The organism is Bradyrhizobium sp. ISRA464 (genome assembly GCF_029910095.1).
In the GTDB taxonomy this organism is placed as follows: domain Bacteria; phylum Pseudomonadota; class Alphaproteobacteria; order Rhizobiales; family Xanthobacteraceae; genus Bradyrhizobium.
On record NZ_CP094526.1, the window covers coordinates 155,225 to 181,657 of the forward strand.

Annotated in this window: 23 protein-coding genes and 8 pseudogenes; 14 read left to right on the plus strand and 17 right to left on the minus strand. The window is 64.0% G+C overall.

The genetic code is table 11. The features are described 5' to 3' along the window. Positions 1-69: 69 nt before the first annotated feature. Positions 70-854, plus strand: a pseudogene (locus MTX19_RS00715) (sulfate transporter family protein). Between the two features lie 119 nt (positions 855-973). Here the strand turns inward: MTX19_RS00715 and nth are convergent. After that, positions 974-1,732, minus strand: coding sequence for an endonuclease III (gene nth, locus MTX19_RS00720; RefSeq protein ID WP_280984653.1), 759 nt, complete (start codon positions 1,730-1,732; stop codon positions 974-976). 22 nt (positions 1,733-1,754) lie between these two features. Between nth and MTX19_RS00725 the strand changes: the two genes are divergently transcribed. Continuing rightward, complete coding sequence (locus MTX19_RS00725) at positions 1,755-2,300, plus strand: DUF2244 domain-containing protein (protein ID WP_280982036.1); 546 nt, start codon at positions 1,755-1,757, stop codon at positions 2,298-2,300. 58 nt (positions 2,301-2,358) lie between these two features. After that, on the plus strand, positions 2,359-3,255 hold the full coding sequence (locus tag MTX19_RS00730; RefSeq protein WP_280984654.1) for a bifunctional helix-turn-helix domain-containing protein/methylated-DNA--[protein]-cysteine S-methyltransferase: 897 nt from the start codon (positions 2,359-2,361) through the stop codon (positions 3,253-3,255). A gap of 179 nt (positions 3,256-3,434) precedes the next feature. Here the strand turns inward: MTX19_RS00730 and MTX19_RS00735 are convergent, their stop codons facing one another. The 8 genes from MTX19_RS00735 to dnaK all read right to left on the minus strand — a co-directional run bounded on the left by MTX19_RS00735 (position 3,435) and on the right by dnaK (position 10,554). Further along, entirely contained in the window at positions 3,435-4,058 is a 624-nt protein-coding gene (locus MTX19_RS00735) for a 2,3-bisphosphoglycerate-dependent phosphoglycerate mutase (RefSeq protein ID WP_280974744.1), read from the minus strand. 29 nt (positions 4,059-4,087) lie between these two features. After that, entirely contained in the window at positions 4,088-4,900 is an 813-nt protein-coding gene (gene dapB / locus MTX19_RS00740; RefSeq protein ID WP_280982037.1) for a 4-hydroxy-tetrahydrodipicolinate reductase, read from the minus strand. A 118-nt stretch (positions 4,901-5,018) separates the two neighbouring features. Then, positions 5,019-5,315: a DUF1330 domain-containing protein gene (locus MTX19_RS00745; protein WP_280982038.1), complete on the minus strand. Its 297-nt coding sequence runs from the start codon at positions 5,313-5,315 to the stop codon at positions 5,019-5,021. Positions 5,316-5,336: 21 nt separating this feature from the next. Continuing rightward, entirely contained in the window at positions 5,337-6,047 is a 711-nt protein-coding gene (gene pyrF / locus MTX19_RS00750; RefSeq protein ID WP_280982039.1) for an orotidine-5'-phosphate decarboxylase, read from the minus strand. Between the two features lie 6 nt (positions 6,048-6,053). Then, positions 6,054-6,632, minus strand: a complete 579-nt coding sequence (locus MTX19_RS00755; RefSeq protein ID WP_280982040.1) for an NAD(P)H-dependent oxidoreductase — start codon at positions 6,630-6,632, stop codon at positions 6,054-6,056. A 45-nt stretch (positions 6,633-6,677) separates the two neighbouring features. After that, positions 6,678-7,280 carry an rRNA adenine N-6-methyltransferase family protein gene (locus tag MTX19_RS00760; RefSeq protein ID WP_280982041.1) on the minus strand — a complete coding sequence of 201 codons (603 nt, stop codon included), beginning with the start codon at positions 7,278-7,280 and terminating at the stop codon, positions 6,678-6,680. A gap of 92 nt (positions 7,281-7,372) precedes the next feature. Further along, positions 7,373-8,509, minus strand: a complete 1,137-nt coding sequence (gene dnaJ / locus MTX19_RS00765) for a molecular chaperone DnaJ (protein WP_280985792.1) — start codon at positions 8,507-8,509, stop codon at positions 7,373-7,375. A 143-nt stretch (positions 8,510-8,652) separates the two neighbouring features. Then, the gene (gene dnaK, locus MTX19_RS00770; protein WP_280982043.1) at positions 8,653-10,554 is read right to left on the minus strand and encodes a molecular chaperone DnaK; all 1,902 of its coding nucleotides are present in this window, start codon (positions 10,552-10,554) and stop codon (positions 8,653-8,655) included. A gap of 573 nt (positions 10,555-11,127) precedes the next feature. On the opposite strand from dnaK, the gene MTX19_RS00775 reads away from it, so the two are divergent. Further along, complete coding sequence (locus MTX19_RS00775; RefSeq protein WP_280982044.1) at positions 11,128-12,066, plus strand: hypothetical protein; 939 nt, start codon at positions 11,128-11,130, stop codon at positions 12,064-12,066. 18 nt (positions 12,067-12,084) lie between these two features. Beyond that, positions 12,085-12,240 (plus strand): annotated as a pseudogene (locus MTX19_RS00780) (nicotinamidase); the annotation flags it as partial. Between the two features lie 145 nt (positions 12,241-12,385). Here the strand turns inward: MTX19_RS00780 and grpE are convergent. Continuing rightward, a complete protein-coding gene (gene grpE / locus MTX19_RS00785; RefSeq protein WP_280982045.1) occupies positions 12,386-12,991 on the minus strand; it encodes a nucleotide exchange factor GrpE in 606 nt (201 codons plus the stop codon). Positions 12,992-13,093: 102 nt separating this feature from the next. Beyond that, positions 13,094-14,182, minus strand: a complete 1,089-nt coding sequence (gene hrcA / locus MTX19_RS00790) for a heat-inducible transcriptional repressor HrcA (RefSeq protein ID WP_280974755.1) — start codon at positions 14,180-14,182, stop codon at positions 13,094-13,096. A 157-nt stretch (positions 14,183-14,339) separates the two neighbouring features. On the opposite strand from hrcA, the gene rph reads away from it, so the two are divergent. From rph to MTX19_RS00815, 5 genes and pseudogenes are all read left to right on the plus strand, one after another. Continuing rightward, the gene (rph, locus tag MTX19_RS00795; protein ID WP_280974756.1) at positions 14,340-15,053 is read left to right on the plus strand and encodes a ribonuclease PH; all 714 of its coding nucleotides are present in this window, start codon (positions 14,340-14,342) and stop codon (positions 15,051-15,053) included. Between the two features lie 11 nt (positions 15,054-15,064). Beyond that, the gene (gene rdgB, locus MTX19_RS00800; protein WP_280982047.1) at positions 15,065-15,700 is read left to right on the plus strand and encodes an RdgB/HAM1 family non-canonical purine NTP pyrophosphatase; all 636 of its coding nucleotides are present in this window, start codon (positions 15,065-15,067) and stop codon (positions 15,698-15,700) included. Further along, a complete protein-coding gene (hemW, locus tag MTX19_RS00805) occupies positions 15,687-16,844 on the plus strand; it encodes a radical SAM family heme chaperone HemW (protein ID WP_280982048.1) in 1,158 nt (385 codons plus the stop codon). The genes rdgB and hemW overlap by 14 nt, the downstream gene beginning before the upstream one ends. Before the next feature lie 74 nt (positions 16,845-16,918). Continuing rightward, a pseudogene (locus MTX19_RS00810) lies at positions 16,919-18,141 on the plus strand (IS701 family transposase). Further along, complete coding sequence (locus MTX19_RS00815; RefSeq protein ID WP_280978692.1) at positions 18,138-18,293, plus strand: hypothetical protein; 156 nt, start codon at positions 18,138-18,140, stop codon at positions 18,291-18,293. The pseudogene MTX19_RS00810 and the gene MTX19_RS00815 overlap by 4 nt, the downstream one beginning before the upstream one ends. A 19-nt stretch (positions 18,294-18,312) precedes the next feature. Here MTX19_RS00815 and MTX19_RS00820 read toward each other — a convergent pair. From MTX19_RS00820 to MTX19_RS00835, 4 genes and pseudogenes are all read right to left on the minus strand, one after another. Then, positions 18,313-19,076, minus strand: a protein-coding gene (locus MTX19_RS00820; RefSeq protein WP_280985793.1) for an IS5 family transposase whose coding sequence is annotated in 2 segments (ribosomal slippage) — positions 18,313-18,732 and positions 18,735-19,076 — 762 coding nt in all. Because the reading frame shifts where the segments join, the coding sequence is not laid out codon by codon here. A gap of 75 nt (positions 19,077-19,151) precedes the next feature. After that, positions 19,152-19,307 (minus strand): hypothetical protein, encoded by a 156-nt coding sequence (locus MTX19_RS00825; protein WP_280978692.1) that lies wholly within the window; start codon positions 19,305-19,307, stop codon positions 19,152-19,154. Then, positions 19,304-19,579 (minus strand): annotated as a pseudogene (locus MTX19_RS00830) (IS701 family transposase); the annotation flags it as partial. The gene MTX19_RS00825 and the pseudogene MTX19_RS00830, both read right to left, overlap by 4 nt. Before the next feature lie 9 nt (positions 19,580-19,588). Then, positions 19,589-19,843, minus strand: a pseudogene (locus tag MTX19_RS00835) (transposase); the annotation flags it as partial. Between the two features lie 168 nt (positions 19,844-20,011). Between MTX19_RS00835 and MTX19_RS00840 the strand changes: the two are divergent. Then, positions 20,012-20,656, plus strand: a pseudogene (locus tag MTX19_RS00840) (sigma factor-like helix-turn-helix DNA-binding protein); the annotation flags it as partial. Positions 20,657-20,683: 27 nt separating this feature from the next. Here MTX19_RS00840 and MTX19_RS00845 read toward each other — a convergent pair. Continuing rightward, positions 20,684-20,815 (minus strand): annotated as a pseudogene (locus MTX19_RS00845) (IS630 family transposase); the annotation flags it as partial. A gap of 95 nt (positions 20,816-20,910) precedes the next feature. Then, a pseudogene (locus MTX19_RS00850) lies at positions 20,911-21,851 on the minus strand (IS701 family transposase); the annotation flags it as partial. 227 nt (positions 21,852-22,078) lie between these two features. Here MTX19_RS00850 and leuS point away from each other — a divergent pair. The 3 genes from leuS to holA are packed head-to-tail and all read left to right on the plus strand — an operon-like array spanning position 22,079 to position 26,314. Continuing rightward, positions 22,079-24,739, plus strand: a complete 2,661-nt coding sequence (gene leuS, locus MTX19_RS00855) for a leucine--tRNA ligase (protein WP_280982050.1) — start codon at positions 22,079-22,081, stop codon at positions 24,737-24,739. Then, entirely contained in the window at positions 24,726-25,277 is a 552-nt protein-coding gene (gene lptE / locus MTX19_RS00860) for an LPS assembly lipoprotein LptE (RefSeq protein ID WP_280982051.1), read from the plus strand. Before leuS ends, lptE begins: the two co-directional genes overlap by 14 nt. 8 nt (positions 25,278-25,285) lie before the next feature. After that, complete coding sequence (gene holA / locus MTX19_RS00865; RefSeq protein WP_280982052.1) at positions 25,286-26,314, plus strand: DNA polymerase III subunit delta; 1,029 nt, start codon at positions 25,286-25,288, stop codon at positions 26,312-26,314. Positions 26,315-26,433 lie beyond the last annotated feature (119 nt).

A 26,433-nucleotide genomic window follows, 5' to 3' on the forward strand; every position in this document is an offset into this window, starting at 1 on the left:
AATCGGCACTTGCCGAAGCCTTATTGGGTGTCTACCTCTCGCGAGAACTTCCGGAGAGGTAACCCAGTCATGTTGGACGCCGCCGTCAAGGCGCTTTCGCAGATCCTGTCACCGCCGATGCGCGCGATCCTGTGGCGCTCGATCGGGCTTGCGCTCGTGCTCATCACGGTGCTGGCGATCGGCTTGCAGCGGCTGCTCAGCTGGTTTGCCGACTATGGCGAGGTCTGGGCGGAGGGCATGCTCGGCCCGAACTTCCATTCCACCCTGCACGTGCTGTCCTGGGTCATCTCGATCGCCGCCGGCCTTGGCGTCGTGCTCGGCGGCATCTTCCTGATGCCCGCGATCACTTCGCTGGTAGCGAGCCTGTTCGTCGACGACGTCGCCGACATTGTCGAGCGCGAGCATTATCCGGCCGAGCCGCCCGGCGCGGCATTGCCATTCGCGCTCGCGATGACCGAAGGCGCCAAGACGGCGCTGCTGACGATCCTGGTCTACCTGGTTGCACTGCCTTTCGTGCTGTTCGCGGGCGTCGGCTTCATCGTGTTCTTCATCGCGACCGCGTGGCTGTTGGGACGGGAATATTTCGAGCTCGCCGCGATGCGTTTCCGCTCGCCCGCGGAAGCCAAGGCGATGCGCCGGGACCATGCATCGACCATATTCACCGCGGGCTTGTTCATCGCCGCCTTCGTCTCGATCCCGATCGTCAATCTGGCGACACCGCTGTTCGGCATGGCCTTCATGGTCCACATGCACAAGCGGCTGTCCGCTTCATGGTCCACATGCACAAGCGGCTGTCCGGCTCGCGGCCCGAGTTGATCGAGCCGCGACGGCATCAGGAAATTTCGCTGCGATAACGGCGCACTCAGGAGACGGCCACGCCGCATTTGCGCGACGAGCACCGCGAAGAGCGGGATCCCGAAGCGGCCCCAGAAACCACTCGCAGTGGTTACAACCTCATGATGTCGATCATGCCTCAGACGGTCTTTTCCGGCCACCGGCAAAGGTCATTGATCAGACATACTTCGCAACGCGGCGAGCGCGCGAGGCAGGTGTAGCGGCCATGCAGGATCAGCCAGTGATGGGCGTGCAGCATGAACTCCAGCGGGATCACCTTCTCCAGCGCCAGCTCGACCTCGAGCGGGGTCTTGCCAGGCGCCAGCCCCGTGCGATTTCCGACGCGAAACACATGGGTATCGACCGCCATCGTGTGCTCGCCGAACGCCATATTGAGCACGACATTCGCGGTCTTGCGGCCGGCGCCGGGTAGTGACTCGATCTCGGCACGGGTGCGCGGCACCTCGCCGCCGAATTCGGCGATCAGCTTCTCGGACAGCGCAATGACGTTCTTCGCCTTATTGCGATACAGCCCGATGGTCTTGATGTAGTCGCGCACCTTGTCCTCGCCGAGCGCGAGCATCTTCTCCGGCGTATCGGCGACCGCGAACAGCGCCCGTGTCGCCTTGTTGACGCCGGCATCGGTCGCCTGCGCCGACAGCACCACCGCGACCAGCAGCGTGTAGGGGTTGAGGTGTTCGAGCTCACCTTTGGGCTCGGGATTGGCTTTGCGGAACCGATCGAAGGCATCGTAGACCTCCACTTCCGTCCAGGGCTTCGGTTTCGCCGCCTTCTTTGCCGCGCGTTTAGACAGTGGCCTTGCCGTTTTCGCGGGCTTCTTCGGCGCGGACCGAACGGTTGATGTCTTGGCGCGTTGAGAGCGGATGATTTTGGCCATGACCGGGATATACTGATACGTCATGACTGCAGGCAATGATTTTGATCCCAAGGATGACCTTGAGGCGATCGGCTCTGACGCCGAGCCGGCGCTGTTCTCGGCATTGCTGACGCCGCACCGCTCGCTCAACCGGACCGGCTTCGCGGTGCTGATGACAGCGGTCACCGCGATCAGCTTCATCGCCGGCGCGGTGTTCTGGTGGATGGGTGCCTGGCCGATCTTCGGCTTCTTCGGCCTCGACGTGCTGGTGATCTATTGGGCGTTCAAGGTCAATTTCCGTACCGCCAAAGCGAGCGAGGAGATCACCGTGACATCATCAGAATTGCGGGTGCGCCGGATCAGCCACCGCGGCCATGTGGTGGAATGGGTGCTCAATCCGCTCTGGGTGCAGTTCGAGCAGAAGTCGCATGAGGAGTTCGGCATCGAACGGCTTTACCTGATCTCCAGGGGCCGCCGGGTGAGCATCGGGAGCTTCCTGAGTCCGGACGAAAAGGCCAGCTTTTCCAAAGCCTTGATAGCCGCGCTAAACACCGCCAAGCGAGGCCCGACCTATAATCCCATTCATTGATCGCGGCTTGTCAGAAATCGGGTGGTTCGGACGCGCCATGGCTCCTAAATCAGAGACCATGATGACACTCGCCATACATGACCAGCGCCTGACCAAGCCGGGCCTCCAGAACGCAGCGTTGCGTGACTACGATTCGGTGCGGCGCGCGATCGCCTTCATCTCGGAGCACTGGCGTGCGCAGCCGACCATCGAGGCGATGGCCGACGCCGCCGGTGTCACGCCGGATGAGCTCCACCATTTGTTCCGCCGTTGGGCGGGGCTGACGCCGAAAGCCTTCATGCAGGCGCTGACCCTGGATCACGCCAAGGGCCTGCTGCGCGGCTCCGCCAGCGTGCTCGATGCGGCGCTCGACTCCGGCCTTTCAGGGCCGGGCCGTCTGCACGACCTGTTCGTGACTCACGAGGCGATGTCGCCAGGCGAGTGGAAGAACGGCGGCGCCGGCATGACGCTGCGCTACGGCTTCCATCCCTCGCCGTTCGGCACCGCGATCGTGATCGCGACGAGCCGGGGGCTGGCGGGCCTCGCCTTCGCCGATCCCGGTGACGAGCAGATCGCCTTCGCCGATATGACGCGGCGCTGGCCGAACGCGACCTATGTCGAGGACACCGACGGCACCACCATGTTGGCGCAGCGTATCTTCGATACGCGGTTGTGGCGGCCGGACCAACCGCTGCGCGTGGTCCTGATCGGCACCGATTTCGAGGTGCGGGTGTGGGAGACGTTGCTGAAGATCCCGATGGGCCGCGCGGTCAGCTATTCCGACATCGCCAACAAGATCAGCAATCCGAAGGCGTCACGCGCCGTCGGCGCCGCGGTCGGCCGCAACCCGGTGTCGTTCGTGGTGCCCTGCCATCGTGCACTCGGCAAGAGCGGCGCGCTGACCGGCTATCACTGGGGCATCACCCGCAAGCAGGCGATGCTGGGCTGGGAAGCCGGGCAGGTGGGCTTGCACTAAGGCGAACGGTTCAGCTTCCCGCCATCCTAGGAAGCCGTGAACGGTGCAGCTCCAGTCATTGCGAGGAGCGACAGCGACGAAGCAATCCATTCTTCCGCGCGTGCCGCGCGATGGATTGCTTCGCTATCGCTCGCAATGACGTGGACCGGGCTGCTGCGCCGATGCGCGCGTCCGCTCGCTCAGCCAGCCAGATCGACCTTGGATGCCACGGTGGAATCGGCATTGAGCCGGTACACCACGGGCGCGCCGGTCGCGAGCTCGCGCTTGATGATCTGCTCGGGCGTCAGCTTTTCCAGCACCATGATCAGTGCGCGCAGCGAATTGCCGTGGGCAGCAACCAGCGTGCGCTGGCCGCGCAGCACGCCGGGCAGGATCTCCTGCACGTAGTAGGGCAAGGCGCGCGCAAGCGTGTCTTTGAGGCTTTCGCCGCCGGGCGGCGACACGTCGTAGGAACGGCGCCAGATCAGCACCTGGTCTTCGCCCCACTTCTTGCGCGCGTCGTCCTTGTTGAGGCCGGAGAGATCGCCGTAGTCGCGTTCGTTGAGCGCGAGGTTCTGCGTCGTCGGCAGCCCGGTCTGGCCGATCTCGGCGAGCATCAGTTTCAGCGTGTGCTGGGCGCGCGTAAGGTCGGAGGTGAAGGCAACGTCGAACGACAGGTCCTGCGCCTTGAGCTTGCGGCCGGCTTCCTTGGCTTCGTTGATGCCCTGCTCGGTGAGATCAGGATCCTTCCATCCGGTGAAGAGATTCTTCAGGTTCCAGTCGCTCTGGCCGTGCCGCACGAGCACAAGAAGACGTTCGCTCATTCAAAGTTTCCATTGTTGTTTTAGCTTTATTATTCACTCAGCCCGAGCACGTCAGCCATCGAGTACATGCCGGGCTTCCTGCCCTGCGCCCACAGCGCCGCCCTCAGCGCACCTTGCGCGAACAGCGCGCGGTCCTCGGCATGATGAGAGAGCGTGATGCGCTCCGACGGACCTGCAAAGATCACACTGTGGTCGCCGGCAATGGTGCCGCCGCGCAGGGAGGCAAAGCCGATGTCGCCGGCGCGCCGTGCGCCGGTAAGTCCATCGCGGCCACGCGCCGAATGCTGCTCCAGCGCGATCTTGCGTCCCGCGGCAGCGGCTTCGCCGAGCATCAACGCCGTGCCCGACGGCGCGTCGATCTTGGACTTGTGGTGCATCTCCAGAATTTCGATATCGAAGCTCTGGTCGAGCGATTGCGCGACGCGCTTGACCAGTGCGGCAAGCAGATTGACGCCGAGGCTCATATTGCCCGACTTCACCACGATCGCTCGATCGGTCACGCTCCTGATCACGGCATCATCCGATTGCGACAGGCCGGTGGTGCCGATGATGTGAACGAGGCCACGCTGGGCCGCGATCGCGACATTGGCGATGGTCGCGGCCGGCACGGTGAAATCCAAGATGCCGTCGGCATTGGCCGACATCGACCACAGGTCGGCCGACAGCGTGACGCCGTTGGCCGGCAGGCCGGCCAGCACCCCGGCATCCTTGCCCAGCAGTTCCGAGCCCGGCGCTTCGAGCGCGCCCACCAGAACCGCTCCCGGGGTTTCGGAAATTACCCGCGTCAGCGTGCGGCCCATCCGGCCGCCGGCTCCCGCAACGATTAGACGCATGTCAGCCATGGCTCACCTCTGAGGGCCGTATAAAGCATGATCCGGGAAAGTGGAAACCGGTTTTCCGGCGATGGATCATGCGTCGAACGGGGGTCATCGAGGCTGTTCCGGCAGCTGAACCGGCTGTCTACGGGCTGTCGTGGCCCTGGATGATAATGAGGTCGGCGATCGAATGCGGCTGCCGCACCTTGATGTTGGCCTGATATTCCGGCGAGTGGTAGCAGGCCAGAGCGGTCTCGTAGTCGGGAAATTCGATCACGACGTTGCGCGAGCGGCTCTGGCCCTCGACGCTGGCGAACTTGCCACCGCGCACGATGAACTTGCCGCCAAATTTCTGGAAGATGGCCGGATTGGCCGCCATGTAAGGCTTGTAGCCTTCCTCATTGTGAACGTCGACGCGTCCAATCCAGTAGCCCTTCGCCATTTCTTTCTCCCTTGTTGCTGTTCAGGCAAGCGCCTGCGCGATCTCAGCTTGAATGGCCTCTGCGGCGGCTTTGGGGTCAGCTGCTTCCATCACCGGCCGCCCCACCACCAGATAGTCAGCGCCGGCGGCAATCGCACGGGCCGGCGTCATGATACGCTTCTGGTCGCCGGTGGCCGATCCCGCCGGCCGGATCCCCGGCGTCACAAGATGCATCCGAGGGCCGACGATCTTGCGCAAGGCGGCCGCTTCCTCGGGTGAGCTCACCAGGCCATCGACGCCGAGCGCCTGCGCCTGTCTGGCGCGCGCTTCGACGAGATCGGAGACGTTGAGGCGATAGCCCGCGGCATGAAGATCGTTGTCATCGTAGGAGGTCAGCACGGTGACCGCGAGGATCTTCAGGCCGGAGCCGGCGCGCGCTTCGACCGCGGCCTTCATGGTCTGCGGATAGGCATGCACGGTGAGGAAGGTTGCACCGAGGCTCGCGATGCTCTCGACGCCGCGCGCGACCGTGTTGCCGATATCGTGCAGCTTGAGATCGATGAAGACCTTCTTGCCGCTGTTAGCAAGCTGCTTCGCCAGCGGCAGGCCGCCGGCATAGGCGAGCTGATAGCCGATCTTGTAGAAGGCCACGCTGTCGTCGAGCTTCTCGATCATCGCCTCCGCCGCAGCGACGGACGGCAGATCGAGCGCCACAATCAACCGGTCTCTCGGAGCGATCCTGGCTGGCTGCATGTCACCTCACATCATGCGTTGGGAATGATCGATCAACTGCCGCGTCAACGCCCGCATCGCCTCGATGTCGGCGTGGTGTTTTAGACGATCCATATCGTCATAGGCCTGCTCGGCGAATGACAGTGCAAGCTGGTTCGGAATCACGGTCGCGTGGCACGCCGAGAGGATCAGCCGCAGCGCCGCCAGCGCGCGCGTCCCCCCGAGCCGGTTGCCGGAGGCCGCAGCGATCGCGAAGACACGGTCGCGGAACACCTCGCCGCGGGCCTCGTGCGGGTCCTGCACGCGACTGACCCAGTCGATCGTGTTCTTCACCAGCGCCGGCACCGAGGAATTATATTCCGGCGTCACGATCAGCACGCCGTGATGGGCGCCGATCATCCGCTTGAGGTTGACCGCATTCAGCGGCACGCCGGATTTGGCCTGCAGGTCACCGTCATAGATCGGCAGCGGAAAATCGCCGAGCGAGATGCGGGTGACATCCGCGCCGAGCTGCACCAGTTCCAGCGCGGCGACTGCTGCCAGCTTGGCATTGAGCGAGCCGGTACGAAGCGATCCCGGGATCACAAGGATTTTCAGCGCGGACATTTTGAAATCGCAGGTCGGGCGAGCCCGCGCGAGAGCGCAGAGCGATCAGCCCTTGCGATACACCCAGACCCGCGCGGGCGGAAGGTTCATCCAGATCCGTTCGGAAGCTTCTGTGGACACGCCCGGTAGCGATTTCGGGATCGGGGGCACGACCGAATAGGTGAACTGAATGAAGGGAGCGCCGGGTGCGAGCGCCACGAAGGCGTCGCGGATCAGCTTCACGCGCGTCAGCATCGGCTTGGTGACGAGCGGCAGGCCGGACACCACCGCGGAGGCGGGAGACTTCATGACCTCCCAGAGCGCGTCGCGCAGCGCGTAGGCGTCGCCCTGGACAACCTTGGCCTGCGGATAGCGCTCGCGCAGCAGTGCGCAGAAGCCCGGATTGTATTCGACCAGCACGAGCCGCTTCTGATCGACGCCATGCTCGATCAGCGCGTTGGTGATCGCACCGGTCCCGGGCCCAAGTTCGACGACCGGCCCTTCGGCGTTCGCGTCGACATATTGCGCCATCGTGCGGGCCAGCAGTCGCCCCGATGGCATCACCGCGCCCATATGCAGCGGCTTCTCAATCCATGAACGGAGAAAACGGACCTCGTCATCGAGACGGAGGGGCTTCTTCAACGCACGCGCGGACGATTGCAAGGGCATGTCGCTACCAAGCGGGACCGCACGATCGAGCGGTTGTCAGAAAACAGTCACAAAGACGTATAGCTCGAAACCGTTACGGTCAAGCACGACGACTACTGCTGGGCGGAGCGGTTTCCGAAGAAGTCCTTGACCTTAGAGAAGAAACCCGCTGCCTCCGGCTGGGTTGCACCGGACGACAGCCTTTCGAACTCCGCCAGCAATTCTTGCTGTTTCTTGGTCAGATTCTGCGGCGTTTCAACCATAACCTGGACATACATGTCACCGGTCTGGCGGGACCGCAGCACGGGCATGCCCTTTGATGCGATGCGGAATCGCCGTCCGGACTGCGTGCCGGCCGGCACCTTCACTTTGGTCTTGCCCTTGTCGATGGTCGGCACCTCGAACTCGCCGCCGAGCGCAGCCGTTACCATCGAGATCGGCACGCGGCAGTGCAGGTCGGCACCGTCGCGCTGGAAGAACTGGTGGGCAGTCAGGGACAGGAAAATGTAGAGGTCTCCGGGCGGACCGCCGCGGATACCGGCCTCGCCCTCGCCGGCAAGACGAATGCGGGTGCCGTCCTCGACGCCCGGCGGGATGTTGACCGACAGCGTTCGGTCGCGGGTCACCCGGCCGGATCCGCCGCAGGAGGTGCAGGCGTCCTCGATCATCTGGCCGCGGCCCTGGCAGCCGGGGCAGGTACGCTCCAGCGTGAAGAAGCCCTGTGCCTGTCGGACGCGGCCGGCGCCGCCGCAGGTCGAGCAGGTCTTCGGCTTGGTGCCGGCCTTGGCGCCGGTGCCCGAGCAGGATTCGCAGGTGACGGAGACCGGGATCTCGATCTGCGCGGTCTTGCCCTGGAAGGCTTCCTCGAGCGTGATCTCCATGTTGTAGCGCAGGTCGGCGCCGCGCTCGCGGCCGCCGCTGCGGCGCTGCCCGGCCATGCCGAACAGGTCTTCGAAAATGTCGGAGAAGGAGGAGGCGAAGCCTGCGCCGAAGCCGGGACCGCCACCGCCGCCCATGCCGTGCTCGAAGGCCGCGTGGCCGAAGCGGTCATAGGCGGCGCGCTTCTCGCCGTCCTTCAGCACTTCATAGGCTTCGTTGATTTCCTTGAACCGGACCTCGCTCTGCGCATCGCCGGGATTGCGGTCCGGGTGCCACTTCATCGCGAGCTTGCGGAAAGCCGCTTTCAGCTTGGTCTCGTCCGCGTTCCGATCGACCTCGAGGGTCTCGTAGTAGCAGCGCTTGGTGGACATCCGTCAGTTCCGTTGGAAGTTCATCGCCAGGGACCGCGCCTGTCGGGAAAATGCCGCGATCGGCTTAACGAAAAATGACCCCCACTCCATCGAGACGCTCAGCGTGCTCTTTGGCGTGAGGGTCATCATCTCAGGCCCGCGCGTTAAGCAGACTTCTTGTTGTTCTTGTCGTCGTCGACCTCGGTGAACTCCGCGTCGACGACGTCATCCTTCGCAGCGTCCTTGGCCGCATCGGCCTCGGCCTGCTGCTTGTACATGGCCTCGCCGAGCTTCATCGAAGCCTGCGCCAGCGTGTTGGTCTTGGCCTTGATCGCCTCGGCGTCGTCGCCCTTCAGCGCTTCCTTCAGGTCGCTGACGGCATCTTCGATCGCGCGACGCTCGGTGTCCGAGATCTTCGAGCCGTGCTCGGCCAAAGCCTTCTCGGTCGAATGAACCAGGCCGTCGGCGTGATTCTTGGCGTCGACCGCCTCGCGGCGCTTCTTGTCCTCGGCCGCATTGGCCTCGGCGTCCTTCACCATCTTCTCGATGTCGGCCTCGGACAGACCGCCGGATGCCTGGATCCGGATCTGCTGTTCCTTGCCGGTCGCCTTGTCCTTGGCCGAGACGTTGACGATGCCGTTGGCGTCGATGTCGAAGGTCACCTCGATCTGCGGCATGCCGCGCGGAGCCGGCGGAATGCCCATCAGGTCGAACTGGCCGAGCATCTTGTTGTCGGCCGCCATCTCGCGCTCGCCCTGGAAGACGCGGATCGTGACGGCGTTCTGGTTGTCCTCGGCCGTCGAGAACACCTGGCTCTTCTTGGTCGGGATCGTGGTGTTGCGGTCGATGATGCGGGTGAACACGCCACCCAGCGTCTCGATGCCCAGCGACAGCGGGGTCACGTCGAGCAGCAGCACGTCCTTGACGTCGCCCTGCAGCACGCCGGCCTGGATCGCAGCGCCGATCGCGACGACCTCGTCCGGGTTGACGCCCTTGTGCGGCTCCTTGCCGAACAGCTGCTTCACCACTTCCTGAACCTTCGGCATGCGGGTCATGCCGCCGACCAGCACCACTTCGCCGACTTCAGCGGCGGTGAGGCCGGCATCCTTCAGCGCCTTGCGGCAGGGCTCGATGGTCTTCTGGATCAGATCGTCGACCAACGCCTCGAACTTGGCGCGGGTCAGCTTCATCGTCAGATGCTTCGGACCGGTCTGGTCAGCCGTGATGAACGGCAGGTTGATCTCGGTCTGCGTGGTCGACGACAGCTCGATCTTGGCCTTTTCGGCAGCTTCCTTCAGGCGCTGCAGGGCCAGCTTGTCGTTGCGCAAGTTGATGCCCTGTTCCTTCTGGAACTCGTCGGCGAGATAGCCGACCAAGCGCATGTCGAAATCCTCACCGCCGAGGAAGGTGTCGCCGTTGGTCGACTTCACTTCGAACACGCCGTCACCGATCTCGAGGATCGAGATGTCGAACGTGCCGCCGCCGAGGTCGTATACCGCGATCGTGCCGGACTTGGTCTTGTCGAGGCCGTAAGCGAGCGCGGCTGCCGTCGGCTCGTTGATGATGCGCAGCACTTCGAGGCCGGCGATCTTGCCGGCGTCCTTGGTGGCCTGACGCTGTGCGTCGTTGAAATAAGCGGGAACCGTGATGACGGCCTGATCGACCTTCTGGCCGAGGTGAGCCTCAGCGGTCTCCTTCATCTTCTGCAGGATGAAGGCCGAGACCTGCGAGGGCGAATAGGTCTTGCCATCGGCTTCGAGCCAGGCGTCGCCGTTCGATGCCTTGACGATCTTGTAGGGAACGAGCTTCTTGTCCTTCTCGACCATCGGGTCGTCGTAGCGGCGGCCGATGAGGCGCTTCACCGCAAAGAACGTGCGCTCGGGATTGGTCACCGCCTGGCGCTTCGCCGGCTGGCCGACAAGCCGCTCGCCATCATCCGTGAAGGCAACGATCGACGGCGTCGTCCGCATGCCCTCGGCATTCTCGATCACCTTGGCGTTTTTGCCATCCATTACGGCAACGCACGAATTCGTGGTGCCGAGGTCGATCCCAATGACCTTACCCATGGTTTTCATATCCTTCTTGCTACGGCAGGTTGGTTGGGCCCTGACGGCGCTCCGTACCGAACCCCCAGACGTTCACATACTCGCGATATTGCGACGGTGAGCCTGATATAGGAGAGAGGGTCTGGCCCGCAAGGACTGGACGCAACGTTGAGGCCTGAAAAGACTGACGTTTGAAAGATTGTGTCAGCCTCCGGGTCAACGCTGGTTCAGCCCCGAAACATGTTAACAAATCAGCAATGATTGCGAGCGCAACCGACGGCGATCCGCCACCGCGCGAGCGTGCCGCTTGTTGAGTGAACGCTCACAACGGTCCCGCACGCGAGCGAGGGAGGGCGCGCTATTTGGCCGCTGGCGGCGGGGCTCGCGCGAGCCCCCCGAGATGCCGGGAAACACCGGAAAGTGCCGGCTTATCCGGCAAAACACGTCCGGAATCGGGGCTGCCAGGCCGGAATGAAGAGATGGCGACCCTGTTGCAGGGCCATCAAAACCGCTAAAAGCGGGCCGACTGACTGAGGCCCACCCAGCCCTGCATCGGCCCATCGAACGGCCGCCGAGCAAACCGGTAGATCCTCCATGATGCCTTTTCGCCTTCTCGCTGCGGTTGCCTTGCTGATCGCCGCCACGTGCTCTGCCTTCGCTGCCGACGTGGTGTTTCCGCCGGGCGCACATGTCGGAATGAAGCCGCTGGTCGGCCTTGTCCGCGCGAAGACGTTCGTCGGTTTCGAGACCGAGGACCAGAGCGTGAAGGTGCTGATCGCGGATCTGCCCGCGGCTGCCTATGGCGAGGTGGTCAGCGCCTTCAAGGCAAATCCCGGCGGCAGCGGCGGGATCAAGCCGGAAAGCCTCGAGACGCCGGCCGGGCTCGGCTACTACACCATCGAGAGCGCGCGGGACGGCGCCACCAATGTGCGGCGCTATTCCATGATCCTGCCGGGGCCGACCTTCTCCGGCTATGTCGCGGTCCAGGTGCCCGAGAATGCCGCCAAGATCTACACCGATGACGCCGTACGCCAGATGTTCGCCTCCGCCGTGATCCGCAACGAGGTGCCGGTCGACGAGCAGCTCAGCCTGATGCCGTTCAAGGTCACCCAGCTTGCCGATTTCAAGAACGTCCGCATGGTGGCGCCCGGCGCGGCGCTGATCCTGGCCGACGGCGACGAGAAGAGCGGCTTCGAGGCCAAGCCTTTCATGATCCTCGGCGTCGTCGCCTCGACCGCGGCCTCTCCCGACGACCGCGGCCGTTTCGCCCAACAGGTCGCCACCACCATCCCCGGCGTTCGTGACGGACGCATCACGATGTCCGAGCCGATCCGGATCGACGGCCAGCCGGGCTACGAGACCCGGATCGACGCGACCAGCGGCAAGGACAATACGCCGGTGACCATCGTGCAGTGGCTGCGGTTCGGCTCGCAGTCGTCGATGCGCATCATCGGCAGCTCGCCGCGCACCGACTGGGAGAAGGCGTTCCCGCGCTTCCGCGCGGTGCGCGACGGCGTCGAGCCGCGGGGCTGATCGCGCTTCTCGCAGGGCGCGCCGACTGCCCTCGACGCCCGCAAGGCCGGCTTCGAAACCTATGTGGTGGAAGACGCCTGCCGCGGCATTGACACCCAGGGGTCGCTGGCCAAGGCTTGGTCCGATATGGACAAGGCCGGCGTCAAGCGCATCCAGTCGTCCGACCTCGCGTAAGGTCTTTTTGCCTGCCGCGACCTCGAAGGAGATCTCTGGAGCTTCGGCACCTATTGGCCGAAGGCCCATGAGAAACCGCCGGCATGACGCCGCGGCGATCGCAAGCTGCACCGCTTGCGTCCGCGCCCTGTCCAGGTTCGGACGATCAGGCCGTGAAATCGGCAGCCGGGGCGGCCTTGGCGCCGCCCTTGGAAACGCCCACGAGCGCCGGACGCAGCACGCGCTCGCCGATCATGTAGCCGGCCTGCACGACCTGGACCACGGTACCTGACGGCACCGACGGGTCAGGCACTTCGAACATCGCCTGCTGGAAATTCGGATCGAACTTCTCGCCGATCGGATCGAATTTCTTCACGCCGTTCTTTTCCAACGCGTTGAGCAGCGAACGCTCGGTCAATTCGACGCCTTCGATCAGCGCCTTGAGGCCGGGATCCGCGGCTTCCTTGGCCTCGGCCGGCACGGCATCAAGCGCGCGCTGCAGATTGTCGGCGATCTCGAGCACGTCTCGGGCAAAGCCGGTAATGCCGTAGGTCTTGGCGTCGGCGACCTCGCGGCGGGTGCGCTGACGGAGATTCTCCATCTCGGCCAACGTGCGCAGCGTCTTGTCGTGCGCCTCCGCCAGTTCCTTGGCCAGCGTCTCGGCCGATCCAACCTCAGGCTCATCAGGCATGATGTAGGGCTTGGAGACCACAGGCTCACCCGTCGGCGCCGGATTCTCGGTATTGTCATTCGTCCGGTTCGGATCGGTCATGGCTTGCCTTCTCGAAAACTCGCGTCGATTCAAATCTTGGGGATTGGTTAGGGGGATATCGTGCTTTGGGCAGGGAAAATCAAGCGCCCTTCCGCCCTCCGGTCAGCCGCCCAGGATCTTGCTCACGATGCGCGCGGCGTAATCGACCGTGGGAATCACCCTGGCGTAATTCAGCCGTGTCGGCCCGATCACGCCGAGGACGCCGACGATCCGGCCCTGGGCGTCGCTGTAAGGCGCCATGATGGTTGAGGAACCCGACAGCGAGAACAGCTTGTTCTCCGAGCCGATAAAAATCCGCACCCCCTCGCCGCGCTCGGCGCGCCCGAGCAAATCGATCACGCCGCGCTTGGTCTCGAGGTCGTCGAACAACGATTTGATGCGCTCCAGATCGTCGAGCGCATGCAGATCCTCGAGCAGATTGGCATGGCCGCGCACGATCAGTTGCCGATCCTCGTTCTCGCCGCCGGACCAGCTCGCGATTCCGGCCGCGACGACCTTTTGGGTCAGCTGATCCAGTTCGGCGCGGCTCTGCGTCAACGCGGTCTCGAGCTCGAGGCGCGCTTCGGCCAGCGTCCGGCCGCGGATCCGCGCATTGAGGAAATTGCTCGCCTCGGTCAGCACGGAAGACGGAACACCCGGCGGCAGCGCCAGAACCCGGTTTTCGATCTGGCCGTCTTCGCTGACCAGCACGACCAGCGCCTTCTCCGGCTCCAGCCGCACGAATTCGATGTGCTTCAGCCGCGCATTCGACTTCGGCGTCAGCACCACCGCTGCGGCGCGGGTCAGGCCCGACAGCCGCATCAGGGCTTCCTCCAGCGCGGCCTCGACCGTTTGCGCGCGGCCGACGGAGGCAAGCTGGGTCCGGATCGACTGCCGCTCGTCCTCGGTGAGATCGCCGACCTGCATCAGCGCGTCGACAAAGAAGCGCAGACCGAGTTCGGTCGGCAGCCGGCCGGCGGAGGTGTGCGGCGCGTAGATCAGGCCGAGTTGCTCGAGGTCCGACATCACGTTGCGGACCGAGGCCGGCGACAGCGGCAAGGCGATCAGGCGCGAGATGTTGCGCGAGCCGACCGGCTCGCCGGTCGCCAGATAGCTTTCGACGATTTGACGAAAAATGTCGCGTGAACGTTCGTTGAGCTGAGCCAGCCCGGCATGCGGTGCGATCAACCCTATCGGATCGTGGTGAGCCACGCTCTACTCCCTCACATTGCCCCTAATTTGTCGATCGGGGAGGCCGGTGACAAGCATGCATTCGGCCTCCGATACCGGGGCCAAAAACCCTTGCCGCTGCCCCTTCCCCCTCCTACAAGCACGGCCAGCCATTTTTCTCGGATTTTTGGAGGACTTCATGCGGCCAAGCCGCCGTGCGCCCGATGAACTGCGTCCCGTGTCGCTGGAACGCGGCGTCGTCAAATATGCCGAGGGTTCCTGCATGGTGAAGTTCGGCGACACCCATGTGCTGGTGACCGCCACGCTGGAGGAGCGGCTGCCGCCCTGGCTCAAGGGCCAGGGCCGCGGCTGGGTCACCGCCGAATACGGCATGCTGCCGCGCGCCACCCTGGAACGCACCCGCCGCGAGGCCTCCGCCGGCAAGCAGGGTGGCCGCACCGTCGAAATCCAGCGGCTGATCGGCCGTTCGCTGCGCGCGGCCATCGACCTTGAGGCACTGGGCGAGCGCCAGATCACCGTCGATTGCGACGTGATTCAGGCCGATGGCGGCACCCGCACCGCCTCGATCACCGGGGCCTGGGTGGCGCTGGCTGATTGCATCAACTGGATGAAGGCCCGCAACATGCTGAAGGCCAACGTGCTGCGCGACAATGTGGCGGCGATCTCCTGCGGCATCTATCAGGGCACGCCGGTGCTCGATCTCGATTATGCCGAGGATTCCGAAGCCGAGACCGACGCCAATTTCGTCATGACCGGCGACGGCCGCATCATCGAGGTGCAGGGCACCGCCGAGAAGACTCCGTTCTCGCAGGACGAATTCCTGGCGTTGATGGCGCTGGCGCGCAAAGGTGTCGCGCGTCTGGTCGACTTGCAAAAGATCGCGGTGGCGTAGACAGATTGGTCATGCACCGCCGAATCACCGGAAGGCTCGTGATCGCCACCCATAATCCCGGCAAGCTTGCCGAGATGCGGGAACTGCTGGCGCCGCACGGTATCGAGGCGGTGTCGGCCGGCGAGCTCGGCCTCGCCGAGCCCGAAGAGACCGGGGACAATTTTCGCGCCAATGCGGCGATCAAGGCGTCCGCGGCGGCCAAGGCGGCGGGATTGCCAGCCTTTGCGGATGATTCCGGCCTTGTGGTCGACGCGCTGGACGGGGCGCCGGGCATCTATTCGGCGCGCTGGGCCGGCGAGGGCAAGGATTTCATGGCCGCGATGACGCGGATCGAGCGCCTGCTGCAGGAGCGCGGCGCCGCCACTCCCGAACAGCGCAAGGCGCATTTCGTCTCGGCGCTGTGCGTGGCCTGGCCTGATGATCATCTCGACGAGGTCGAGGCCCGCGTCGATGGAACCCTGGTCTGGCCGCCGCGCGGCACCGCCGGCTTCGGCTACGATCCGGCCTTCCTGCCCGACGGATACACACGTACATTCGGCGAGATGACCAGCATCGAGAAGCACGGCCTGCCGCCGCTCGGGCTTGGCCTGTCGCATCGCGCGCGCGCCTTCGTGAAGCTCGTGGAGATTTGCCTTGAGCCGCGCTGAACGAGCAGCCTTCGGCGTCTACGTGCACTGGCCGTTCTGCCTGTCGAAATGCCCGTATTGCGATTTCAACAGCCACGTCCGGCATGCGCCCGTCGACGAGGAGCGCTTCGTAAGCGCATTTGCCCGCGAGATCGAGACGACGGCCGCGCGTGTGCCAGGACGCGAAGTCTCCTCGATCTTCCTCGGCGGCGGCACGCCCTCGCTGATGCAGCCGCAGACCGTCGGCGCGGTGCTCGATGCGATCGGCAAGCACTGGCAGGTCGCGCGCGATGTCGAGGTCACGCTCGAGGCCAATCCGACCAGCGTGGAGGCGACACGCTTTCGTGGCTATCGCGCTGCCGGCGTCAACCGCGTCTCGCTCGGCGTCCAGGCGCTGGACGATGCATCACTGAAGGCGCTGGGGCGCTTGCACACGGCGCGCGAGGCGCTCGATGCGGTTGCGATCGCGCGCTCCGCGTTCGACCGCTATTCCTTCGATCTGATCTATGCGCGTCCCGACCAGACGCCGCAGATGTGGGCGAGCGAATTGAAGCAGGCGATCGCGGAAGCGGCCGAACATTTGTCGCTCTATCAGCTCACGATCGAGGAAGGCACACCGTTCTTCGGACTGCACGCCGCCGGCAAGTTGCAGACGCCGGATGAAGCGACCGCACGCGCGCTCTATGATGTGACGCAGGAGGTCTGCACCCGCGAAGGCTTGCCCGCCTACGAAATCTCCAATCACGCCCGCATCGGCGCCGAGTGCAGGCACAACCTCGTCTACTGGCGCGGCGAGGAATATGCCGGCATTGGCCCCGGCGCGCATGGCCGGCTCGACATCGATGGGGTGAGACACGCGACCGCGACCGAGAAACGGCCCGAGGCGTGGCTGATGCGGGTCGAATCAAGCGGGCACGGCGTCACCACCGACGATAGCCTCAACAGCGAAGAACGCGCAGACGAATTCCTGTTGATGGGACTGCGGCTCGCCGAGGGCATCGATCCCAGGCGCTATGCGGCGCTGTCAGGTCGTCAGCTCGATCCGCACCGCATCGCCATGTTGCGCGAGGAAGGCGCGATCGCGGTCGATGCCGACGGGCGGCTACGGGTGACGAAGTCTGGCTTCCCGGTGCTCGACGCCGTCGTTGCGGATCTTGCCGCTTAGAGCGCTTTTAAGCGAGGTGGCAGGCCTAGCATTACAGTTGCATCTTCCTGAAGGTTCTGAATCTATGGGCGACCATGATTCGGGATCTGATGATTGGTGGCGCGTCGGTTGAGGATACGCTGACGCTGTGGGCTTCGTCGTTGCGAGATGCCAAGCAACGCATCCGTCCGCTGTTTACGCAAGAGCGGGTCGCGGCCTCGGCGGGGCAATTTCTCGACGGACTGTTGGGCAACGAGCCGCGCAAGACGGGTTGGATGCGGGCGGAAGCGGCTGGCGATCCAGGCCCGTGGCGCCAGCAGGCGATTCTGGGTCGGGGGCAGTGGGATGCCGACGCGCTGCGCGATATTGTACGTGAGTACGCGCTGGAAACGCTGGGTGACGAGGACGCGGTTCTGGTCATCGATGAGACCGGCTTTTTGAAACAGGGCAAGGCCTCGTGTGGGGTCGCGCGCCAGTACACTGGCTCGGCGGGCAAGATCACCAATTGCCAGATCGGAGTGTTTGCCTCCTATGTGTCGCGGCATGGCCATGCCTTCATCGATCGGGCGCTCTACCTGCCAAAGGAATGGACGGACGAACCCGCTCGCCTGAAGGCCGCACATGTCCCGAGCGATGTGAGCTTTGCGACGAAGCCCCGGATCGCGCATCAAATGATCGCTCGCGCGATCGCCGCAAAGGTGCCGTTCTCGTTCGTAGCAGCGGACAGCGTGTATGGCACGGGAGCGATCGAAACCCTGCTGCGCAAGGCGGGCAAAGGCTTGTTCTGGGGGTTGCTTCCAATCACGTGTTCTATTCCTGGGGCAAGCAGCAGCCTGTCGCCGGCACTGCCTCTACGATCGCGCAGAGCCTTCCCAAGAAGGCCTGGCGCCGCCTGCCGTCCGGCGAAGGAACCAAAGGTCCGCGCTGGCACGACTGGGCCTATCTTGAGCTGGCCGATCTCGACGCCGGCGAATACAACGACGACCTTGCCGGGGAATGGACCCGAGGTCTTCTGATCCGCCGCAATATTGCCGACAACAGCTTAGCCTTCTTCTCCACATGGTGCCCCAAGGGCACGTCCATGCAGAAGCTGGTATCCGTGGAAGGCCATCGCTGGGCCATCGAAGACAGCTTCGAAACCGCCAAGAACGAGCTCGGTCTTGATCACAACGAAACCCGCTCCTGGCATGGCTGGCATCGCCATGTCTCACTGGTCATGCTTGCCTTCGCCACGATGGCCGTCATCCGTCATCGGGCCAACACCGGAGCATTGCTTAAAAAAACGCGACCGCGGCCCCGACCGAAGCATCGTTCTTGATCCGCTGGTCGATCCAGGAAATCCGCCGCATCGCCATGAAGCTCGCCCAGCGGCGCATCCCGCATGCCCACATCCTCGCATGGTCATCCTGGCGCAGGGCTCATCAAGCCAACGCGCGCAAAGCGCATCTCAAGCAAAAATTACAACTGTAATGCTAGGCGGTGTGGACACTTATCGCATCCATAGGACGATGGCAGCGAGAGTGACGACGGCTCGGTAATTTCGGGCGGTTTTTTCGAAGCGGGTAGCGACGCGACGGAACTGCTTGAGTTTGGAGAAGCAGCATTCCACGAGATGGCGCTGGGCATAGAGATGCTTGTCGAGCGGATATTTGAGCGCGCGTGACGGGTTGTTGGGGATCACGGCGAGCGCCTTTTTGGCGGCGATGTCTTGGCGCAAATGGTCGGCGTCATAGGCTGTGTCGGCGATGACGACCTCGGCGGGCAGTCCCTCGATCAATGCGGCGGCTTGCGGTGCATCGCCCTTCTGGCCTGCGGTGAGCGTGAACCGGACAGGACATCCAAGACCGCGAACGGCCATATGGATCTTCGTGCTCAGGCCGCCGCGCGAGCGGCCAAGCGCCTGATCTTCAGGCCCCCTTTTTTCGCCCCAGCGGCGTGCTGATGCGCCCGGACGATGGTGGAATCGACGATTAGATATTCGAAGTCTGGGTCGTCGGACATCGCCTCGAAGATCCGCCACCAAACACCCTTGGTGCTCCATCGGCTGAAGCGCCGGAACACGCTGTTCCAGTCCCCGAACACCTCCGGAAGATCACGCCAGGGAGAGCCGGTCCGCACGATCCAAAGCACACCTTCCACGAACATCCGGTTGTCTCGCCCGGTCGAGCCCTTCTGGTCGGGCCGGCCGATGATCAGCGGCGCCATGCGCTCCCAGGCCGCGTCGCTCAACACCAAACGATCCATCACACCCAAGACTGCCTCCCCAAAAGCAGCCTTGAATCTGATTTGCTCTCAAAAGGGAATCCTTAGAGTCCACACTGCCTAACATTACAGTTGTAATTTTTGCTTGAGATGCGCTTTGCGCGCGTTGGCTTGATGAGCCCTGCGCCAGGATGACCATGCGAGGATGTGGGCATGCGGGATGCGCCGCTGGGCGAGCTTCATGGCGATGCGGCGGATTTCCTGGATCGACCAGCGGATCAAGAACGATGCTTCGGTCGGGGCCGCGGTCGCGTTTTTTTAAGCAATGCTCCGGTGTTGGCCCGATGACGGATGACGGCCATCGTGGCGAAGGCAAGCATGACCAGTGAGACATGGCGATGCCAGCCATGCCAGGAGCGGGTTTCGTTGTAATCAAGACCGAGCTCGTTCTTGGCGGTTTCGAAGCTGTCTTCGATGGCCCAGCGATGGCCTTCCACGGATACCAGCTTCTGCATGGACGTGCCCTTGGGGCACCATGTGGAGAAGAAGGCTAATACCAATCCTCAAATTGATCGACCGATGTAGGCCCAATCGCGGAGCGCGATTGACATGATCTTCCACGGCTGATCGATGAGAGTGTTCCAGGCGCAACAGCAGTGATCGACGATGTTGTCATAGGATTTGAAGACGCGGTTTGACAGCCAATTTTGGCGCATGAACTGCCAGATATTCTCCTGGCTGTTCAGCTCGGGCGAACGCGGCGGCAACGGCATCAGCGAGATGTTGTGCGGGATCTTCAGCTCCTTCGCTCCGTGCCAGCCGTGCGTGTTTCGGTAAATCCCGGACAGCGATTTCGGTAATTCGCGGACAGGGATTTCAGTAATTCCGGGACAGGGATTCCGCTAATTCGCGGACAGTCGTGGGGGTTGGTTTTCGGGAGCGCCGTTCAGGCAATGTTCTCTCTCAAGCTGAGTTTGAGAGGGGCAATGCCGAGACGGAAGCAAGCGAAACGAACCACTGTGAAGGACCTACGATCGATCCTGCGGCTGACCTACGAGCAAGGCCTATCGGTTCGGGCCATCTCGGAGCGGCTGCAGATCAGCAAGACCTCGGTTGCCACCTACCTGCTGCGGGCGCGTGAAGCGGGCCTGAGCTGGCCGCTACCACCGATTTACGAGAGCGAGAGCGCGTTGCAGCGGGCTCTGTTCCGGCGGGTAGGACGGCCGCCGCAGGATTTGAGCGAGCCTGAGTGGCCACGGGTAGCGCAGGAGCTCAAGCGTAAGGGCGTGACGCTGACGCTGCTGTGGCAGGAATACCGGACGGTGCATCCCGACGGTTATGGTTACACGTGGTTTTGCGAGAAATTTGACGCCTATCAGCGCCGGGCAACGGCGACCTTCCGCCACCGCCATGAGGCGGGTGCGGTGATGCAGACCGATTATGCCGGGCCGACGGTAGAGGTGATTGATCCGCAAACCGGCGAGATCCGCCAGGCCCAGATTTTTGTCGCGGTGCTCGCCGCCTCGTCGCTGACCTTCGCTATGGCGAGCTTCGGTCAGCGACTGCCAGACTGGATTGAAGGCCAGACCCAGGCATTGGCGTACTTCGGTGGGGTTCCCAAGGCGATCGTCGGCTTCCCACCCAGATTGTCGCGCTATACGCGATGCGCCATCGAGCACCGCAGCGATCGCCAGAAGGCGCCGGACCTGATCGCTGTCCTTCGCCCGCCGCGCCAGCCGGCGCAGCTCAACCGCTGCAAAATCCGTTCGAACCGCAATCGGCTGGCCCATGGCAACTCCCTCCAGTTGCCATGTTGAATCATCGATCCTCTGATTTGGGAATGCTCGCCGTGAGTCAGCACCTCAGCGGATTGGTATAAGCTGTTGTCGGCAATATTGCGGCGGATCAGAAGACCTCGGGTCCATTCCCCGGCAAGGTCGTCGTTGTATTCGCCGGCGTCGAGATCGGCCAGCTCAAGATAGGCCCAGTCGTGCCAGCGCGGACCTTTGGTTCCTTCGCCGGACGGCAGGCGGCGCCAGGCCTTCTTGGGAAGGCTCTGCGCGATCGTAGAGGCAGTGCCGGCGACAGGCTGCTGCTTGCCCCAGGAATAGAACACGTGATTGGAAGCAACCCCCAGAACAAGCCTTTGCCCGCCTTGCGCAGCAGGGTTTCGATCGCTCCCGTGCCATACACGCTGTCCGCTGCTACGAACGAGAACGGCACCTTTGCGGCGATCGCGCGAGCGATCATTTGATGCGCGATCCGGGGCTTCGTCGCAAAGCTCACATCGCTCGGGACATGTGCGGCCTTCAGGCGAGCGGGTTCGTCCGTCCATTCCTTTGGCAGGTAGAGCGCCCGATCGATGAAGGCATGGCCATGCCGCGACACATAGGAGGCAAACACTCCGATCTGGCAATTGGTGATCTTGCCCGCCGAGCCAGTGTACTGGCGCGCGACCCCACACGAGGCCTTGCCCTGTTTCAAAAAGCCGGTCTCATCGATGACCAGAACCGCGTCCTCGTCACCCAGCGTTTCCAGCGCGTACTCACGTACAATATCGCGCAGCGCGTCGGCATCCCACTGCCCCCGACCCAGAATCGCCTGCTGGCGCCACGGGCCTGGATCGCCAGCCGCTTCCGCCCGCATCCAACCCGTCTTGCGCGGCTCGTTGCCCAACAGTCCGTCGAGAAATTGCCCCGCCGAGGCCGCGACCCGCTCTTGCGTAAACAGCGGACGGATGCGTTGCTTGGCATCTCGCAACGACGAAGCCCACAGCGTCAGCGTATCCTCAACCGACGCGCCACCAATCATCAGATCCCGAATCATGGTCGCCCATAGATTCAGAACCTTCAGGAAGATGCAACTGTAATGCTAAGGCAGCCAGTTGCGGCAGCCCCAACCAACCCCGATCCGCCCCCTGCGGCAGCGGCAGGGCCAGGCCGTGAGGGATGAGGCTTTGTGGGACCCAAACCGTTGACCCCATGGGCGTTTTTGTGGCCTAGTCCGCCGTCCTTTGATAGGACCCAAAACTCCACCCAAAGCCCTGCGATTTCATGACCTCTGAACGCTACAACGCCCGTGAATCCGAGCCCCGCTGGCAGCGCCTGTGGGACGACAAGGCGATCTTCGCCTCGAAGAACGACGATAAGCGGCCGAAATATTACGTGCTCGAGATGTTTCCCTATCCGTCCGGGCGCATCCATATCGGGCACGTCAGGAACTACACGCTGGGCGACGTGCTGGCGCGCTACATGCGCGCCAAGGGCTTCAACGTGCTGCATCCGATGGGCTGGGATGCGTTCGGCCTGCCGGCGGAGAACGCCGCGATCGAGCGCAAGGTGGCGCCGAAGGCCTGGACCTACGACAACATCGCCGCGATGAAGAAGCAGCTCAAGTCGATCGGGCTGTCGCTCGACTGGAGCCGGGAGTTCGCGACCTGCGATTCCTCCTACTACAAGCATCAGCAGAAGATGTTCCTGGACATGCTGCGCGCGGGCCTCGCCGAGCGCGAGAAGCGCAAGCTGAACTGGGATCCGGTCGACATGACCGTGCTCGCCAACGAGCAGGTGATCGACGGCCGCGGCTGGCGCTCGGGCGCGATCGTCGAGCAGCGCGAGATGAGCCAGTGGGTCTTCAAGATCACGAAGTACTCGGAGGAGCTGCTGGAGGCGCTCGACGGCCTGGACCGCTGGCCCGACAAGGTGCGGCTGATGCAGCGCAACTGGATCGGCCGCTCCGAAGGCCTCTTGATCCGCTTTGCGCTTGATACGGCGACGCCGCCGGCCGGCGAGAGCGAGCTGAAGATCTTCACCACGCGGCCGGACACGCTGTTCGGCGCGAAGTTCATGGCGATCTCCGCCGATCATCCGCTGGCGCAGGCCGCGGCCGCGAAGAACCCCAAGCTTGCGGAGTTCATCTCCGAGATCAAGAAGATCGGCACCGCGCAGGAGATCATCGACACCGCCGAGAAGCAGGGCTTCGACACCGGCATCAAGGCGATCCATCCGTTCGACCCGAGCTGGAAGCTGCCGGTCTATGTCGCGAATTTCGTGCTGATGGAATACGGCACCGGCGCGATCTTCGGCTGTCCGGCACACGACCAGCGCGACCTCGACTTCGTCAACAAATACGGGCTCGGCAACGTGCCGGTGGTCTGCCCCGAGGGCCAGGACCCGAAGAGCTTCGTCATCACCGACACCGCCTATGACGGCGATGGCCGCATGATCAATTCGCGCTTCCTCGACGGCATGACCATCGAGCAGGCGAAGGAAGAGGTCGCCAAGCGCCTTGAGAGCGAGATGCGCCCCTTGCCTAACTCTTCCCCGCAAGCGGGGGAGGGAAGGGTGGGGGCCGTCGGCGAGCGCCAGGTGAATTTCCGCCTGCGCGACTGGGGCATTTCACGCCAGCGCTATTGGGGCTGCCCGATCCCGGTGATCCATTGTCCCAAGTGCGACGTGGTGCCGGTGCCCGACGACCAGTTGCCGGTGACGCTGCCGGAGGATGTGACCTTCGACAAGCCGGGCAACGCGCTCGACCATCACCCGACCTGGAAGCACGTCACCTGCCCGAAATGCGGCGGCAAGGCGGTGCGCGAAACCGACACGATGGACACCTTCGTCGACTCGTCCTGGTACTTCGCGCGCTTCACCGATCCCTGGAACGAGAACGCGCCGACGACGCCCGCGGTCGCCAACCGGATGATGCCGGTCGACCAGTATATCGGCGGCGTCGAGCACGCGATCCTGCATCTGCTCTACAGCCGCTTCTTCACCCGCGCGATGAAGGCGACCGGCCACATCGACATGAAGGAGCCGTTCGCCGGCATGTTCACCCAGGGCATGGTGGTGCACGAGACCTACCAGAAGGCCGACGGCACCTATGTCACGCCGGCCGAGGTGAAGGTCGAGATCGGCGGCAACGGCCGCCGCGCGGTGTTGATGGCGACCGGCGAAGACATCGAGATCGGTCCGATCGAGAAGATGTCGAAGTCCAAGAAGAACACCGTCGACCCCGACGACATCATCGCGAGCTACGGCGCCGATGTCGCGCGCTGGTTCATGCTGTCCGACTCGCCGCCGGATCGCGACGTGATCTGGAGCGACGAGCGCGTGCAGGGCGCCTCGCGCTTCGTGCAGCGGCTGTGGCGGCTGGTGAACGAATCGGCCGAGATCGCAAAGTCGGCGCCGGCGGCGCGGTCGGCGACCTTCGGGCCCGAGGCACTCGCCTTGCGCAAGGCCGCGCACGGTGCGCTCGACAAGGTTTCGTCGGGCATCGAGCGGCTGCACTTCAACGTCTGCCTCGCCCATATCCGCGAGTTCGCCAACGCATTGGCCGAGGTATTGGGGAAGGGTGACAAGCCCGCGCCCGACGTCGTCTGGGCGATAAAAGAGGCCGCGACCATCCTGGTCCACCTGTTCTCGCCCATGATGCCGCATCTGGCCGAGGAGTGCTGGGCGGTTCTGGGCCAGAGCGGGCTGGTATCGGAGGCCGGTTGGCCTCAAATCGAGCGCGATTTGCTGGTCGAAGACAGCGTGACCCTGGTCGTTCAGGTCAACGGCAAGAAGCGGGGTGATGTTACTGTGCCACGCACCGCCCAAAATCCGGATATAGAGGCTGCCGTTTTGGCGCTCGATGCGGTAAAACTCGCCCTGGGCGGCAAACCCGTCCGCAAGGTGATCGTAGTTCCCATGAGGATCGTGAATGTCGTCGGCTAGGATCAGGATCGCTGCCCGGCTTTTGGCCGTGGCGGCCTTGGCCGCGCTGACGGCCGGCTGCTTTCACCCGATGTATGCCGAGCATACCGACGGGACGCCGGGCCTGCGCGAAAAGCTGATGGGCGTCGAGATTCCGCCGGTCGACAAGCCGAACGCCTCGCGCGAGGCGCGGATCGGCGTCGAGATCCGCAACGCGCTCGCCTTCAAGCTCTACGGCAATGCCACCGGCATGCCGCCGACCCACAAGCTGGTGCTGCGGTTCACCACCAGCCGCTCCTCGCTGATGATCGACCCCGCCACCGCGCTGCCGACCAGCGAGAACTACGGCATCAACGCGCAGTTCAACCTGATCGAGATCGCGTCCAACAAGTCGGTGATGACCGGCACGACCTTCTCGCGCGTGTCCTATGACATGCCCGGCTCCTATCAGCGCTTCGCCCGCTCGCGCGCCTTCCGCGACGCCGAGGACCGCGCCGCGCAGGAGATCGCCGACAACATCCAGACCCGGCTGGCGTCGTTCTTCTCGGCCGGGACCTGATCACCGCATTGGTCGCGCTTCGCGGAAAAGAGATCGACAGCTTTCTCGCCCGGCCTGACGCCGGCCGCCCGATCATCCTGCTGTACGGCCCGGATGCGGGCCTCGTGCGCGAGCGCGCCGACGCGCTGATGGCGTCGGCGGTCGACGATCCCAACGATCCGTTCTCGCTGGTGCGGCTCGATGGCGACGAGCTCGCCGCCGAGCCCTCGCGGCTGGTCGACGAGGCGATGACGGTGCCGCTGTTCGGCGGCCGCCGCGCCATCCGCGTCCGCGCCGGCTCGCGCAATTTTGCCAGCGGCGTCGACACGCTCGCCGAGACACAGTTGAAGGATTGCCGGATCGTGATCGAGGCCGGCGAGCTGCGGCCGGAATCGCCGCTGCGCAAGGCCTGCGAGCGCGCCAGGAATGCGGTGGCGATCGGCTGCTATCCCGACACCGAGCGCGACCTGACCAAGCTGATCGAGGACGAGCTGCGCATCTCCAACCTGCGGCTGGCTGCGGACGCGCGCGCGGTGCTGATGTCGCTGCTCGGCGGCGACCGCCAGGCCTCGCGCAACGAGCTGCGCAAGCTCGCGCTGTTCGCGCACGGCAAGGGCGAGATCACGCTTGAAGACGTGATGACTGTCGTCTCCGACGCATCCGAGCTGAAGCTCGACCCGATCGTCGACGGCGCCTTTGCCGGCAACGCCGCGCTGGTCGAGAGCGAGTTCGCAAAAGCGATGGTCGCCGGCACCTATCCCGGCGTGATCATCTCGGCCGCGCAGCGCCACGCGGCTTGGCTGCACAAATCGGCGCTCGCGGTCGCCGACGGCACGCCTGTTACCGCCGTGCTCGAAGGCGGATTTCCGCGGCTGCACTTCTCGCGCAAGGCCGCGGTCGAGATCGCGCTGCGCAATTTCAGCGCGCCGCGGCTGGTGACCGTGGTCGAGCAGCTCGCGACCGCCGCGCTCGAGATGCGCAAGCAGGCCTCGCTTGCCGCCGTGATCGGACAGCGCGCGCTGCTGTCGATCGCGGCGAATGCGAAACGGCGGGGATAGCGCACGATATTGGAGAGACGTCATTGCGAGCGAAGCGAAGCAATCCATCGTCCCGCAAAGGAAACATGGATTGCTTCGTCGCTTCAGCGCAAAATTGCTTTGCAATTTTGTCGCGAGCT

Bases quoted from the DNA above. Each gene is read 5' to 3' on its own strand.
- leuS (WP_280982050.1), top strand. From the start codon at position 22,079: ATGACCTCTGAACGCTACAACGCCCGTGAATCCGAGCCCCGCTGGCAG.
- dnaJ (WP_280985792.1), bottom strand. From the start codon at position 8,509: ATGTCCACCAAGCGCTGCTACTACGAGACCCTCGAGGTCGATCGGAAC.
- nth (WP_280984653.1), bottom strand. From the start codon at position 1,732: ATGGCCAAAATCATCCGCTCTCAACGCGCCAAGACATCAACCGTTCGG.
- MTX19_RS00760 (WP_280982041.1), bottom strand. From the start codon at position 7,280: ATGCCCTTGCAATCGTCCGCGCGTGCGTTGAAGAAGCCCCTCCGTCTC.
- lptE (WP_280982051.1), top strand. From the start codon at position 24,726: ATGTCGTCGGCTAGGATCAGGATCGCTGCCCGGCTTTTGGCCGTGGCG.
- grpE (WP_280982045.1), bottom strand. From the start codon at position 12,991: ATGACCGATCCGAACCGGACGAATGACAATACCGAGAATCCGGCGCCG.
- rdgB (WP_280982047.1), top strand. From the start codon at position 15,065: ATGCACCGCCGAATCACCGGAAGGCTCGTGATCGCCACCCATAATCCC.
- MTX19_RS00745 (WP_280982038.1), bottom strand. From the start codon at position 5,315: ATGGCGAAGGGCTACTGGATTGGACGCGTCGACGTTCACAATGAGGAA.
- MTX19_RS00735 (WP_280974744.1), bottom strand. From the start codon at position 4,058: ATGAGCGAACGTCTTCTTGTGCTCGTGCGGCACGGCCAGAGCGACTGG.
- MTX19_RS00755 (WP_280982040.1), bottom strand. From the start codon at position 6,632: ATGTCCGCGCTGAAAATCCTTGTGATCCCGGGATCGCTTCGTACCGGC.
- dnaK (WP_280982043.1), bottom strand. From the start codon at position 10,554: ATGGGTAAGGTCATTGGGATCGACCTCGGCACCACGAATTCGTGCGTT.
- rph (WP_280974756.1), top strand. From the start codon at position 14,340: ATGCGGCCAAGCCGCCGTGCGCCCGATGAACTGCGTCCCGTGTCGCTG.
- pyrF (WP_280982039.1), bottom strand. From the start codon at position 6,047: ATGCAGCCAGCCAGGATCGCTCCGAGAGACCGGTTGATTGTGGCGCTC.
- MTX19_RS00730 (WP_280984654.1), top strand. From the start codon at position 2,359: ATGATGACACTCGCCATACATGACCAGCGCCTGACCAAGCCGGGCCTC.
- MTX19_RS00775 (WP_280982044.1), top strand. From the start codon at position 11,128: ATGATGCCTTTTCGCCTTCTCGCTGCGGTTGCCTTGCTGATCGCCGCC.
- dapB (WP_280982037.1), bottom strand. From the start codon at position 4,900: ATGGCTGACATGCGTCTAATCGTTGCGGGAGCCGGCGGCCGGATGGGC.
- MTX19_RS00725 (WP_280982036.1), top strand. From the start codon at position 1,755: ATGACTGCAGGCAATGATTTTGATCCCAAGGATGACCTTGAGGCGATC.